The sequence below is a fragment of the Pseudoalteromonas sp. SR45-1 genome, assembly GCF_014163655.1.
GTDB lineage: Bacteria > Pseudomonadota > Gammaproteobacteria > Enterobacterales > Alteromonadaceae > Pseudoalteromonas > Pseudoalteromonas distincta.
Genome location: NZ_JACJDR010000010.1, coordinates 51302 through 66188, shown reverse-complemented (window position 1 = coordinate 66188; position 14887 = coordinate 51302). Strand labels below are relative to the sequence as shown.

At 39.2% G+C, this 14887-nt stretch carries 11 protein-coding genes; 5 read left to right on the top strand and 6 right to left on the bottom strand.

Translation table 11 applies throughout. The features are described from left to right. Window positions 1-5: 5 nt before the first annotated feature. Window positions 6-1523, bottom strand: coding sequence for a S10 family peptidase (locus H5089_RS11750; protein ID WP_182712251.1), 1518 nt, complete (start codon window positions 1521-1523; stop codon window positions 6-8). 363 nt (window positions 1524-1886) lie between these two features. On the opposite strand from H5089_RS11750, the gene H5089_RS11745 reads away from it, so the two are divergent. From H5089_RS11745 to mrcB, 4 genes are all read left to right on the top strand, one after another. Then, entirely contained in the window at window positions 1887-3110 is a 1224-nt protein-coding gene (locus H5089_RS11745) for a diguanylate cyclase domain-containing protein (RefSeq protein WP_002958922.1), read from the top strand. Window positions 3111-3321: 211 nt separating this feature from the next. Next, on the top strand, window positions 3322-3660 hold the full coding sequence (locus tag H5089_RS11740; RefSeq protein WP_004587162.1) for a P-II family nitrogen regulator: 339 nt from the start codon (window positions 3322-3324) through the stop codon (window positions 3658-3660). Window positions 3661-3669: 9 nt separating this feature from the next. Then, window positions 3670-4899: an ammonium transporter gene (locus tag H5089_RS11735; protein WP_024596272.1), complete on the top strand. Its 1230-nt coding sequence runs from the start codon at window positions 3670-3672 to the stop codon at window positions 4897-4899. A 150-nt stretch (window positions 4900-5049) separates the two neighbouring features. Continuing rightward, complete coding sequence (gene mrcB / locus H5089_RS11730) at window positions 5050-7392, top strand: penicillin-binding protein 1B (RefSeq protein ID WP_024596271.1); 2343 nt, start codon at window positions 5050-5052, stop codon at window positions 7390-7392. 230 nt (window positions 7393-7622) lie between these two features. Here mrcB and H5089_RS11725 read toward each other — a convergent pair whose 3' ends face one another. The 5 genes from H5089_RS11725 to H5089_RS11705 form a co-directional block, all read right to left on the bottom strand. Continuing rightward, window positions 7623-9464: a methyl-accepting chemotaxis protein gene (locus H5089_RS11725; RefSeq protein WP_182712250.1), complete on the bottom strand. Its 1842-nt coding sequence runs from the start codon at window positions 9462-9464 to the stop codon at window positions 7623-7625. A gap of 179 nt (window positions 9465-9643) precedes the next feature. Next, window positions 9644-10924 carry a glutamate-1-semialdehyde 2,1-aminomutase gene (gene hemL / locus H5089_RS11720; protein ID WP_024596268.1) on the bottom strand — a complete coding sequence of 427 codons (1281 nt, stop codon included), beginning with the start codon at window positions 10922-10924 and terminating at the stop codon, window positions 9644-9646. 33 nt (window positions 10925-10957) lie between these two features. Next, the gene (locus H5089_RS11715) at window positions 10958-11974 is read right to left on the bottom strand and encodes an aspartate carbamoyltransferase (protein ID WP_002958914.1); all 1017 of its coding nucleotides are present in this window, start codon (window positions 11972-11974) and stop codon (window positions 10958-10960) included. A gap of 114 nt (window positions 11975-12088) precedes the next feature. Continuing rightward, complete coding sequence (locus H5089_RS11710) at window positions 12089-12523, bottom strand: CopD family protein (protein WP_002958913.1); 435 nt, start codon at window positions 12521-12523, stop codon at window positions 12089-12091. Window positions 12524-12538: 15 nt separating this feature from the next. Further along, complete coding sequence (locus tag H5089_RS11705) at window positions 12539-14221, bottom strand: chloride channel protein (RefSeq protein ID WP_002958912.1); 1683 nt, start codon at window positions 14219-14221, stop codon at window positions 12539-12541. 321 nt (window positions 14222-14542) lie between these two features. On the opposite strand from H5089_RS11705, the gene erpA reads away from it, so the two are divergent. Next, window positions 14543-14881 (top strand): iron-sulfur cluster insertion protein ErpA, encoded by a 339-nt coding sequence (gene erpA / locus H5089_RS11700; RefSeq protein WP_002958911.1) that lies wholly within the window; start codon window positions 14543-14545, stop codon window positions 14879-14881. Window positions 14882-14887: the final 6 nt, after the last annotated feature.

The window sequence follows — 14887 nt, the reverse complement described above, 5'->3', positions numbered from 1 at the left end:
GTATATTAGTATCTAGCCGCTTGCCCTTTTTTGGGTAAAGCGTGCTGTATAAAGTCACGTAAATCGTTATTAGAGCTTTCTAAATCAGCGTGGCGAAGGTACATCATGTGTCCGCTTCTGTAGCCTTTAAAGCTCAAACGGTCTTTCATTTTACCGCTTGGGTCTAATTGCCATAACGTATATTTAGCGTCAAAGTAATTGGTTGCGCCATCAAAGTATCCTGATTGGATCATCACGTTTAAGTAAGGGTTTTGTGCCATTGCTAAACGTAGGTTTTCGCCTGTATTATTACCGGTTCTATCCCATGGGTGAACATTACCAAATAAATTATATTTTACATCCGTTTTATAGTTTAGCTCTTCACGCAAGTAGTGATTAATTGCAGGAGTGAAAGAGTGTAACCAAGAGGTAAGTTCAGCCCAGTAGTCTGGGGATTCACCTGCGCTTCGTTTATCTATTCCTAAATAACGAGAATCTAAGCGGCCTACAGTTTTACCACGTTCACGTAGTAGCTCTTTCCAGAAAAACTGAGTTGGAATATCTAAGTTATTTTGTTCAACAAACTTTTCTGATAAGCCTGCGTAGTGCGCCATTTTTGTAATTATGCGTCGCTTCTCATCAGCATTAATAAAGCCACCTTTAGCAAGCGCAGGGATTAACTCATTTACAGTAAACTCTTCAACTTCAGGTAATAACTCATCAAGATCTTTAGCTTGTAAATCGGCGTTAAGTGCTTTGTGATACCAAGCAGTCGCTGCAAAGTAAGGTAGGCGGTTAGCGGCTTTAATCGGGCCGTCGCGCTTAATACCAATGTCAGTAGGTGATACGAGAACAACACCGTTTATGTACATCCACTGACTGTTTTGAAGCTCATGAGCGAGTCCAGATACACGTGTTGTACCGTAGCTTTCACCAATTAAAAATTTAGGCGAGCGCCAGCGCTGTGCTCTATTTACAAAAGTATTTAACCACTCAGCAAGGTATTTAATATCGGCATTAACACCAAAAAATAACTCTTTTTGTTTTGCTTTGGAAGGCAGTTCGCCTTTTTCGTTTTCAAGTACGCGAGAATAGCCAGTATTTACCGGGTTTACGTAAACAATATCGGCAATATCAAGTACAGAATATGGGTTGTCTTTTACGCCATAAGGTTGAATTGGATAGCCTTCGTCATCAATTTTTAATACGCGAGGGCCAGTATAAGCAAGATGCATCCATACAGAAGCCGAACCCGGCCCGCCATTAAATGAAATAAGTAATGGGCGAGCTGTCCTGTCGTCAACTTTGTCACGTGTGTAGTAGGTGTATTGTAGTGTAGCAACCGCGTCGCCTTTATCATCCCATACAGGTTGTGTGCCTGTAGCTACGGTATAACTAAAACGCTGGCCATTAATTTTAGCCTTATGTTGGGTAACTACTTTGCTGTCTACATCAATACGACGTTGGTTATCGGCAAGCGTGCTTGTACTAATTATTAATGCAATAACGGTTATCGGTAAACTGATAATACGACTAAGCTTCATTAGGTGTCCTTATTATTGTTGATACATCATTAAAGATAAAAATGAGTTAAATAACAAAAGTATTGAGACTAGTGGCCGATAATACTGGTTAAGTAAGGTATTAATACATTGAAAGGCACGTATTAATCGCTTTTATAGTTATTTTGGATTTACTTTCTTTATTTAGTTAATTGCAAAATTCAGGTATATTGCGGCCTACTTGTATTGATTTTTTATACAGGCTATCACCAAAAAATCTAACGGATTACGCTTTCAAGCACATAAGTGCACTCTACACCGGATGTTTATGACTAATGCTATTGCAGTAATTGCGTGGTATTTGTCGTTTTGTGGTAAAACTAATTAAAGGTAAAGAGAAGCTTTATGCAAAGAGTATTAGTGGTTGAAGACAGTAAAGTAGTGCAGCAGGTACTTCGCCACTTAACTGCACAATACCTTGATGTGGCAATCGATTTTGCTTGGTCTTTAGCTGAATGTGCCACTTACGTAGAAAAATACGACTACACGCTTGCGTTAGTTGATTTAACCTTGCCAGATGCTCCTCACGGTGAAGTCGCAAAATATACTTTATCTAAAAAGATTCCTACGGTTGTTTTAACCTCAAAAATAGATGAGTACAAGCGCCAACAAATGCTTGAATTAGGTGTCGTTGATTATGTTATTAAAGATAATCGCGACTCTTACCATTACGCCGTTAAACTCGTTGCGCAATTGCTAAGAAACCAAGGTTGTAAAGCATTAGTAGCAGATGATTCATTACTGAGCCGCTCGTTAATGAAGCAAATGCTTGAAAAGCAATTGTTTGATGTGACAGATGCCCACGATGGACAACAAGCACTCGAAATATTAAAAGCTAATCCTGATATAAAGCTACTTATGACCGACTACGCTATGCCTTCTATGGATGGCTTTGAACTTGTTAAAGCGGTACGTAACTTTAGAGGCCGAGACGACTTAGCAATTATTGGCTTGTCGGGCGCGGGGAAACATGGCCTATCAGCGCGATTTATTAAATATGGCGCCAATGACTTTTTAACAAAGCCATTTATGAATGAGGAGTTTCATTGTCGAGTACTTCAAACAATGGAGCAACTATCGTTAATTTCAGATATTAAAGAAAGCGCGCATAGGGATCATTTAACAGGGCTTCATAATCGACGCTATTTTTATCAATATGCAGAAAAGCTCCTTAAAAGTAAAAACCAGAAAAATACTCTCGCATTGTTAGATATCGATTTTTTCAAAAATATTAACGATACATTAGGCCATGAGGGTGGCGATCAGGCTTTAAAGCAGGTTGGTTCATTAATCCGTACTACGTTTTCAAAGTTTACAGTTGCACGGGTTGGTGGAGAAGAGTTTGCCATAATATTACCTGAGATAGAGCTTGAACGTGGTCGTGAATACTTTGAAGCATTTAGAAAAAAGCTGGCTAGTTACGATTTTTCTATCAGCGATAAATCAATTAAAATTACTACAAGTATAGGCTTGGCAGACTTTCAAGACACTAGCTTGACGCAGGCAATGCGTGTTGCTGACAAAGCATTATACGAAGCTAAAAACCAAGGAAGAAACTGCGTGGTATAGCTCTGTTATATAAAGCTAAGCATGCAATTAATATATTGCACGCACCAATGTAGATAACTTGTTAAATTAACGCACCTAATTGGTGCGTTTTTTTTGTTATTTAGTTTCTGTTTTTCACTAACTTATTGTTTTAAAAAATATAAAAATAGTGGCACAAAGGTTGGATTGTTTAACCCAACAGGATAACAATAAAGAGTCCGAGGGGGCCGCTATGAAAATGATTAGTGCAATCATAAAACCATTTAAATTAGACGACGTGCGTGAAGCACTCGCTGATTTAGGAATTGAGGGGATGACAGTAGTTGATGTTAAAGGTTTTGGACGTCAACGAGGTCATACTGAGTTATATCGTGGTGCAGAATACCAAGTAGATTTTATTCCTAAGATCAAACTTGAAATTGCAACTCGTACTGAAAATTGTCAACGCGTTGTTGAAGCAATTACTAAAATTGCATCAACAGGTAAAATCGGTGACGGGAAAATTTTCGTGTACGACTTAGATCAAATTGTTCGTATCCGTACTGGCGAACTTGACGAAGAAGCAATTTAAGGGGGTCTCATGGAAAATACAATAATAGAACTAAAGTTTTCACTCGATACCTTCTATTTTTTAATATCAGGTATATTAGTAATGTGGATGGCAGCAGGTTTTGCCATGTTAGAAGCGGGCTTAGTTCGCTCTAAAAACACAGCTGAAATTTTAACTAAAAATGTCGCGCTGTATTCAATTGCATGTACGATGTTTTTATTAGTTGGCTACAACATTATGTATGTAGACAATGCCGAAGGTGGTTTTATTCCTTCAATAGGCGCTTTAATTGGCACACAAGCTGCTGATGCTGACCATTCTTTAGAATCTGATTTTTTCTTCCAAGTAGTATTTGTTGCAACGGCTATGTCGATTGTATCGGGTGCAGTTGCTGAGCGTATGAAGCTATGGGCTTTCCTTGGCTTTGCTGTAGTACTAACTGGTTTTATTTACCCTATTGAAGGTTACTGGACATGGGGTGGTGGTTTCTTATCTGAAATGGGCTTTGTAGATTTTGCAGGTTCTGCAATTGTACATGGCGCAGGTGCAGCTGCTGCACTAGCGGGTGTACTAATCCTAGGTGCTCGTAAAGGAAAATATGGTAAAAACGGTGAAATATACCCAATTCCAGGTTCAAACTTACCACTTGCTACACTAGGTACATTTATTTTATGGATGGGTTGGTTTGGCTTTAACGGTGGTTCTCAATTACTACTTTCGGATAAAGAAAACGCAACTGCGGTAGGTCAAATATTACTTAATACTAATGCAGCTGCTGCAATGGGTGCTATTGCTGCACTGTTTGTATGTAAGATACTTTGGGGCAAATCAGATTTAACCATGGTATTAAACGGTGCATTAGCAGGTTTAGTTGTAATTACTGCTGACCCACTTTCACCTTCTCCATTAATGGCATGTTTACTAGGTTTACTTGGTGGCTCATTAGTTGTGTTTAGCATTATAGCACTTGATAAAGTTAAGATTGACGATCCAGTAGGTGCTATCTCTGTACACGGTGTGTGTGGTGCATTAGGTATTATGTTAGTACCGCTAACCAATGGTGATGCAAGCTTTGTTAATCAGTTAATTGGTTTAGTGTGTATTCTTGCCTTTGTATTTGTAGCATCATTTATCGTTTGGACTGTGCTTAACAAAACAATGGGTATACGAGTAACTGAAGAGGAAGAACTAAACGGTATGGATCAACACGATTGTGGTATTGAAGCCTACCCAGAGTTTGTTTCTGTTCGAAATAGCTAATAGTTTATTTAAATAATAGTGTGTTTACACAAAGCCCTACTTCGGTAGGGCTTTTTTTGTTTCAGGGGGGGTTAACTTTTCGGATGTTAGGATATGCCCAATATGCTAAGCTCGCACTCGTGAATAACCCTTGGAATAAATTACACTTAAATGGCCGACAATAAAAAAACACCTACCAGCAAACCTGCAGCTAAACGTGCTAGTAAATCGTCAAGCACGACAAAAAAAAGCACATCAAAGGGCAGTAAAAAAACAGTGAATCCCACTGTTAAACGCTCTTTTATGAGAAAAACATGGTCAGTGTTTTGGAAATTCAGCTTGGCTGTTTTTATTGCAATGGCAATGTATTTCATTTATTTAGATTCAAAAACTACACGTATATTTGAAGGTAATAAATGGCAACTTCCAGCGCAAGTGTATGCTCGTTCTATGGAGTTCTATCCGGGGCAATTTTTATCAAGCCAAGAAGTTGTGTTTGAGTTAGAGCGTCTACATTATTCATCTGTTAATAGATTAAGCAGAACAGGGCAGTTTGTTAAAACAGCAGATAGCATCAAGATTTATCGCCGTGATTTTGAATTTTATGATGGCCTTGAAGAATCACATATTATTGAACTTCGTTTTGCAGGGCAAAAAGTTGCGACTATTAAAGATAAGTTCGGCAGACGTTTAAACTCTGCTCGCCTAGAACCTGTGCAAATAGCGCGAATTGGCAACGACTCTAAACAAGATAGAGAATTTGTACCGCTAGATAAGTTCCCAGCCATGCTTAAAGATACGCTACTGGTAGTTGAAGACCGTGATTTTTATGATCACCATGGTGTGTCGGTGTTTTCTATTTTACGTGCGCTTTATTCAAATATTAAAGCGGGACGCACCGTTCAAGGTGGCAGTACGCTTACTCAGCAATTAGCTAAAAATATTTACCTCACGCGTGAGCGTTCTTTAGTACGAAAAATAAATGAGGCCTTTATTGCCCTTATTTTAGATTATCGCTATTCAAAAGATCAGATATTAGAAGCTTACTTAAATGAGGTATACCTAGGGCAGTCATACAACCAAGGTATCCATGGTATGGGGCTTGCTTCTGACTTTTACTTTTCAAAGCCTGTAGACGAGCTTGAGTACGATCAAATTGCTCTGCTGGTGGCAATGGTTAAAGGCCCATCTTATTACAACCCACGTCGTTATAAAGAGCGCACAATGGAGCGCAGGGACTTAGTGCTGCGTCTAATGGTCGAAAATAAGTTACTTAGCACAAAAGAGTACCGTGCATCGCTTAATCGCCCAATTGATATTGCGCCAATGAAAGCCAGTTTACAAAAATCATACCCAGGCTATTTAGAGCTAGTAAACAGAGAGTTAAATGAATTATTACCTGATCAGCAAACACTTGATGCAGGCGTAAGAGTATTTACTTATTTTGACTTGCAAAAGCAAACAGCAATGGAAGAGTCGATTGAAAAGAGTTTACCGTACTTGGAAAATCGCCCTAGAACTGAAAAACTAGAAGCAGCCATGATCTCTGTTAATGTAGAAAAAGGCGGTGTTTCTGCACTTATTGCTGGTCGCGATGTTCGATATTCAGGATTTAACCGTGTTTTAGACACAAAACGTAATATAGGCTCGCTTGTAAAACCTGCCGTGTATTTAACCGCACTGCAATTGCCACATTATAATTTAGCTACTTTGCTTGATGACTCGCCAGTACAGGTCACAAATGAGCAAGGTAAAGTGTGGCAACCAGAAAATTTTGACCACCAATACCGTGGTGCAATTCCACTTTATAAAGCATTTAGTAACAGTATAAATATCCCAGCGGTTAATTTAGGCCTCGATGTAGGTGTTGATAAAGTAGTAAATACATTGAAAGGTTTAGGCGCAACAGGGGCGATAGACGAATACCCATCGCTGCTTTTAGGGGCTGTTGAAATGTCGAGTTTTGAAGTGGCTCAGCTTTATACAACAATTGCTGCAGATGGCGAATATAAAAAGCTCACTGCAATTTCGGCATTAACTGACTCTGTTGGTAAAGTACTTTATAAGCATAAAGTAAATGCAGAGCCTCGTTTTGATAAATCTGCAATGTATATGACCAAATACGCAATGAAACGCGTAACGAAAGATGGCACTGCTAAACGCTTAAATTTACATTTTCCGTCAATCCAGCTCGCTGGTAAAACAGGGACCAGCAACGATTTACGTGATAGTTGGTTTGCAGGCTTTGATCAAAATACAGTGACTGTTGCGTGGCTTGGTCGAGATGACAACAAAAGCACTGGTTTAACAGGTAGCGTAGGCGCATTAGAAGCATATATTCGTTACTTAAAACCACTTAACCCACAAGCAATAGCTGATACGCGTCCACCATCAATACGCTGGGCATTTGTAAATGAACAAACGGGTAAGCAGGCACCACCAGGATGTGGCAAGGTGATTCAGCTACCGCTTAGGGCGAGTGAGTTCGAGCCTAGGCCGCAATGCATACGTTAATTTAAGATTACTTTAAACAACAAAGCCGCTTATTTAGCGGCTTTGTTGTAAGTTGTAGTTAACGTAATTATACCAATCCGTAATAATACTTAATCAATTTGAGGGGTTAAATCTGACGTTAACTACGTTAAAAATTTCTGATATAGAACAACTAAATAACGAAATTTTTGCCTTGTTATCGACACGATTTTCTTCCCTCAAAATAGATCACTTAATTAAGCGAATTGGTATTAAGATTTAAAAAACTGCATTGATTTGGTTAAATCATTAGATAAGCGACTTAATTGCTGTGCATCTTGTAGCGTTGATTGAGCCGATGTTAGCGTTTGATCTGCTAAATTACTCACTTCTTGCGAATCATTTAATGCTTGTGTTGTTGCATTTGATTGCTGTTTAACACGCTCTGCAATTACTTCACCTTGATGTTTAATATCGCCCATACTTTGCTCTGCACTTTGCAATACTTCATTGGTTTGATTGGCTGCTTTTACTGATTGCTCCATTTTTTCAACACTTGAGCGCATTTTTTGCTGGGTGTCGTCAGATGCTTGTTGTAAAGAGCTAATAATTTGATGTATTTCTTGGGTTTGTGTTTGTGTACGCTGAGCAAGTGTTCTTACCTCATCAGCTACAACGGCAAATCCACGGCCATGCTCGCCGGCTCGCGCGGCTTCAATAGCGGCATTAAGTGCAAGCAAGTTTGTTTGATCGGCTATTTCACTGATCCCTTTACTTACTTTGCTAATTTCTTGGCTATCTTGTGCTAGCTTATCGAGCGCTTGTTGGCTCTCTGCAAATTCAATTTGGAGGTCTTGCATATATTTAGCAAGCTCCATTGTATTGTCTGAACCTTGTTTCACATGAGCTGCAGCATCTTGCGCGGTAAGCGTAGCTTGATGCGCAGACTCTTCAACTGCAAGTGCGTTTTGAGCCATATCGCTTAGTGCATTATAAATAGCATTTACTCTAATTTGCTGTTTTGAAACATCATTGCTTGTTTGGCTGCTCGCATGTGATAGCGATTTAGTTGCATCGCATAGCTCTTCTGTACTTGCTTTAACATCAAATAATAAATGTGAAAATGCGTTAAGTAATGCGTTGTAGCGCGATGCAATAATTCCCATTTCATCATTAGTGCTCGAATCGATAGTTGCATTTAAGTCGCCATTCGCGGCTCTATTCGCGGCATCAGCAAAGCGATTAATGGTATCAACAACTGCAAAATAAAAACCAATCATCAAATAAAATGCAAATAGCAAACTGATCAATGAAGCAGCTAAAACAAGATTTCGTGTCCACTGTTGAGTTTGCAGTTTTGCCTCAATAAGGCTCTCAAGGGTTGGAATGCTCTTACTAACAAGTTGATTAATACTGCTGTGAACATTGTTTGTTAGTTTAGTAAATTCTGATTGAGTTAATAGAATATCGTCTGGCTCAAGTAGTTTTTCATCTATCGCGTTTTTAAATGCACCCACAGCACTGTGTAAACTAGTTAAAGGAGGCATGAGCGCTTTGTTTACTGATTTATCTGCATTGGTGGCTACATTGAGTATTTTATCGAGTTGTTTTTCGTATAAAGGAAGTGACTTACTAAAATTTGAAAGTGCTATAAACGTATCGGGCGTAAAACGGTTACTAGCTAAAACAGTATTAGCGCTTTGCGCTGTTGAGTTTATTTGCATTATAAGTGCAGGAATTGGCGTGACTAAAGAGCGGTTTACATAAGCGCTTGCTAATTGACTGTCTAAGGCTAGATTTGATTGAATAGAAACAAGTTCAAGTACTTCATTTGCTTGTGTGTCTTTTATGTCAAAGCCGAGTGAGCGAGCTATTTTTATATTTTGATTCGTATCTCCCTGCATTTGATTTGAAAGTATAGCTCTGTAGCCTTTTAAGCCTTGCTGCTGCATTTTTGAAACAGTAATACTTTCACTTAATAACGAGACTAAAAAAAACAAACTAAGTGATAGAGGAACGAGTAAAATTCCAAACATTAAGCTGATTTTAGTTTTGTATTTTAAGTTTGCCATTAGCTGGATAGTGGGAAAAGAAAATTGGCGTAATCCTGACATAAGGCTCTCTTGTATTTTTTGTAATAGAGTAAAGGTGAATAGACCTTGTTATGCTTAATTATCATTCATTTATAGTACACTACAAATAAAAAAAGCCCTTTCGGGCTTTTTTCAATCTTTAGTCTTAATTACATACTTAAAAACAAGTGGTTACAAATGTATAAATAGTAATTTTTAGCTTAAAGTTTAGCAAACGAGCGTTCCGCTGCCGCTATTGTGTCTTTTACTTCTTGCTCAGTATGCGCAGCACATACAAAACCAGCCTCAAATGCTGATGGGGCAAGGTAAACGCCTTCTTCAAGCATGAGGTGGAAAAAACGTTTGAAGCGCTCTAGGTCACACTCAGTTGCTTGCTTGTATGTCGTTACTTTTTCAGCATCAGTAAAAAAGAATCCATACATGCCGCCCGCATAGTTAGTTGTTAGCGCAACACCGGCTTTTTTAGCACCAGCTTCAAAGCCTTCACAAATTGCTTTTGAAATAGCTTCTAACTTATCGTGAAGGCCAGGCTCACTTAATAACTCAAGTGATTTTAAACCTGCAGCCATTGCAATAGGGTTACCAGAAAGAGTACCTGCTTGGTAAACTGGTCCTACAGGCGCAATGTAATCCATTATTTCAGTTTTACCACCAAACGCGCCAACTGGCATGCCGCCGCCAATTACTTTACCTAAACACGTAAGATCTGGTTTAATGTTGTAATAAGCTTGTGCACCGCCAAGTGCAACACGAAAGCCTGTCATTACTTCATCAAAAATAAGTACTGATTTATATTCGTCACACACATCACGCAAACCTTCTAAAAAGCCAGGCACTGGTGGAATACAGTTCATGTTACCGGCTACTGGCTCTACAATAATACAGGCAATTTCGTCTGCGTATTTTGCAAAAATAGCTTTTACTTCATCTAGATTATTAAACGAAACTGTAAGTGTATGCTTAGCAAAGTCTTCAGGAATACCTGGAGAATTAGGCACACCCATTGTTAGCGCACCAGAACCTGCCTTAACTAATAACGAGTCAGCGTGACCGTGGTAACAACCTTCAAATTTTAATATTTTATCGCGACCGGTAAAGCCACGTGCTAAACGAATTGCACTCATTGTTGCTTCAGTGCCTGAGCTAACCATGCGTACTTTTTCGATTGATGGAACTAGCTCTTTTACTTTTTCAGCCATTAATATTTCGGCTTCAGTTGGTGCGCCATAGCTAAGGCCATTTTCTACAGCTTCGTGTACAGCTTGTTTAATTGCAGGGTGATTATGGCCCATGATCATAGGCCCCCAAGAGCCAACATAATCAATGTAACGATTACCGTCGGCATCAAATGTAAACGCGCCTTCTGCTTTTGTAATGAATAGTGGCGTACCGCCTACACCATTAAAAGCACGAACTGGTGAGTTTACGCCACCAGGAATAGAAGCTTGGGCGCGTTCAAATAAGTCTTGGCTAATTGTCATGAAAAATCCTATAAATTGTCACTTAAAAGAGGGTTAGCTGTCGCGTTTGCGGCTAAACCAAGGTACGTCTACTTCATACTTATCGACTTTGTTTTCTACGCCGAGTGTTAAAGCAAACAGTGCCATACGAATTAATACGCCATTTTGTACCTGGCGGAATATTGCTAAATTGTCGTTACTGTTTAAGTCGTTATCAAGCTCGTTGGCTTCTAAGCGACTGTCACGTGGAAGAGGATGCATTAATACAGAGTTAGGCTTACAGTGAGCGCTGTAAATAGATTGGCTAATCCTAAAACCGCCACGGTATTTATTTGCTTCTTCTTGCGATGGAAAACGCTCTTCTTGAATACGTGTTTGGTAAACAATATCGGCTGCTAAATTGCCTTCCATCTTATTTACTAGCTCAATTTTATGGCCAGCATTTTCTACTGCATCTAAAATGCTTGTTGGCATTTGTAAGCCGTCAGGCGCGACCATCGAAAACTTTACATTTTTATAATGGCACAATAGTTTAGATAAAGAATGCACTGTGCGGCCATACTTTAAATCGCCCACAAGCGCTATATGCATACCATCAATATTTTGACCAAAACGATGTAATTCGCGCTCAATGGTTAATAAGTCAAGTAATGCTTGAGTAGGGTGCTCATTTGGGCCGTCGCCGCCATTAATAACCGGCACAGTACAGCCGTCAGCAAATTCACTAACTGAGCCTGCATCAGGATGGCGCATAGCAACAGCGTCAGCATAAGCTGAAATAACGCGGGCGGTATCGTAAAGAGACTCACCTTTAGCAAGGGCTGAACTTTGCATACCTGTAGTTTCACGTACGCCACCGCCAAGTAAGTTAAAGGCGGTGCCAAAGCTAACTCGTGTACGAGTGCTCGGTTCAAAAAACAAATTAGCTAAAATAGCGCCTTCTAGCACCGTAGTTTGCTTTTGCTTTTTAGCATAAGGCTCCATTTTTTTTGCTACTGCAAAAATACGTTCAATGCAGTCTCTGTCTAGCTGATTTACAGACAGTATATGCTCACCTTGGAAACTTAACATGGGGTTATTCCTAATCAATTAAATGGGCGCGATAATCCATAAATGGAGCACGCAATCGCGCGTGTTAAAGCAAGTATTGTAAATTGCAGCGAAGTTTAACATGCGCCGCAAAGCTTATAAATTAGGTTTTATTACCGCAAGTGCCACTATGATGAGCAACGCAATAACTGGGAGCTCATTAAAAATACGGTAAAAGCGGTCTGTCTTAGTGTTGCGGTCATGTTTAAAGTCATTTAATAACTTAAAACAGTAGCCGTGGTATATATATAATATGATCACCAGCACTAGCTTATAGTGCAACCACATACTGTATCTAAACCAATCACGACCATATTCAACAATGGTTAATACACCAAACACAGCGGTTAATACAGCAAATGGGGTAACGAAATAAAGTAGTCTGCGCTCCATAACTTTTAACATAGAGTTGCATGATCTTTCCTCGCTCATAGCGTGATATACAAATAATCGAGGCAAGTAAAAAATACCGGCAAACCACGCAATCATAAAAAATATGTGGAGTGTTTTATAAATCAATAATGCGCTCATAATTGTCCTTATTGTTTAAAGTAAGCTGTTACGAATGGTTAAAATATGATGAATTTGATCCCAGCGTAATAGCCCCATAATTTGTTGATTATCTAAAAGGTTATAAACGTAAAGCGCGCCACTTCTTTTATCTTTTAGGATATCGAAAGCATCGGCTAGGGTGGCCTGACTACTGATGCCCTGCAAGCTAATATAATTTATATTTATTGTTTCATTAGACATTAGCGTTAAATCGTATTCAGCGAGACGATAGCCATTTTCTTCGTCAAAAACAATTAACGGAGTTTGGCTATCCATGGCATCTAATGTGCTTTTTATTTGCACTTTGTCGTCAGAATAAAGCAATTTAAAGTCTTCATCCATATCATCCATTATCCCCACTTTTTGTAATGCTTCGGTAGCGGGAGATACATGGTACGGTAATCCCTGAAAATCTAGTTGCTGCAAAAATATGGAGCGATTTCCAAAAAACTGTAATGCTGTTACATAGGCCGTGGTGATCACAAGCATAGCTGGAACAATTATTTCAGGTGACGATGTAAGCTCCATGACCGTTGTTAAAGCAGCTAGTGGTGCATGCAATGTGGCGGCCATTAATCCGGCCATACCTAAAACTCCATAAGTACCCGCTATATCAGTGCCAGGACTAATAAACTGAGCAAAAAAAGCCATTAATGTACCAATTAATACGCCAAGTCCAATTACCGGACCAATTAAACCGCCCGGAATACCCAAACCGATAGCAAACAATGTAGCAAGTAGTTTAGCGATTAAAATAGTTGTGAGTAGCTTTACGTCATCAGGAGATTCAACCGCGATAGTTATTGCGCTCATACCAGAGCCCATAGCATGAGGCACTGCGTAAGCTATTAAGCTGGCAATGCACCCTGCAATTAATAAACGAGGGAACATACTTAAAGGTTTAAATGTTTTAATAATTAGCATTAAGTTTTGATTAAAGCTAAATGCAATTGCACCCAGCGCCATGCCGCATAATATTAAATAAGGGTAATGCCAACCACTCAATGGCGCTATGGTAATGAGCGCAAGCTCTGAGCCTTCACCAAAAACAAACTGTGTGGCCAGTGCGCCAGTAACAGCGGCAAGCATGATAGGTACAAATATATGTACTTTATATTCACGAAGTACCACTTCCATTACAAAAATAACGGCTGCAAGTGGAGTATTAAACGACGCGGCTATACCTGCCGCTACTCCACAACCACTTAGAGTACGCATGGCATTATGCGGTAAATGCAGCTTATCTGCCAAAATACTCGCCCCCGTTGCGCCCATATGCACGGAAGGCCCTTCTCGGCCAACTGAAAAACCGCTAATGAGAGCAAGTGCGCCACCAACAAATTGATTAACCGTATTGTATAAAGGCATTTGCCCGTAGTGACGTTTAATTCTGTGTATAACAAAGGGGATACCCAAGCGGTAATGTTTAAACCCAGTAAAGGCAGCAAACGTGGCTATTAGTAATGCAGCAACTAAAGGCATTAGTACACGTTCAAGTGTTGGTAGGGTAGTAAAGTCGTCAGGTGTTTCTAAGAATAAGCTTTGGAAAAACAGAATGGTTAAGCGAAATAAAATAATAAAAAATGCAGCAATTAATCCGGCAACTACGCCTAATAAGCATAATTGTACAGATGTTTTAGGTTTTGCCAGCCGACGCCTGAGTTGCTCAAGCCACATGCATAATTCCTCGCTGTATTTTTCAGCAGCATTTTAGCAAAAGAGTTTAGCTAAGTCCTTGTGATTTTGAAATTTTCGTAACTTATATTAACAATTTGCAGTGAAGATTAAGACCTATTGCCTATAACTAAAATATTTAATGAGTTTATAGCGTATAAAGGTCGCTTTTAGTTTGCTTAAGTATTATTTTAGCTAGTTAATGTTTGGCCATTTTTTTACTAATTTATAGATATAACTTAGAGGAAAGAGTTGTTTTACTATACTTGATTAAAACACTCGGGTATTAGATAATCACGCCATTGCGATATTGAGGGTTTTAAAATGTCTGAAGAATTACCAATTAAGTTCAGCGATGCGGCTGCTGTTCGTGTTAAACAGTTAATCGACGAAGAAGAAAACCCAGACTTAAAACTGCGTGTTTATGTAACAGGCGGTGGTTGTTCTGGTTTTCAATATGGTTTTACTTTTGATGAAAAAGCGAATCCTGGCGATTTAGAAATTGTAAAAAATGGTGTAACACTCGTTATTGATCCAATGAGCATTCAATATTTGGTTGATGGTGAGGTTGATTACACTGAAGGATTAGAAGGCGCACGCTTTTTTGTATCTAATCCAAATGCAACAACAACCTGTGGTTGTGGTGCAAGCTTTAGCGTTTAACAGCCA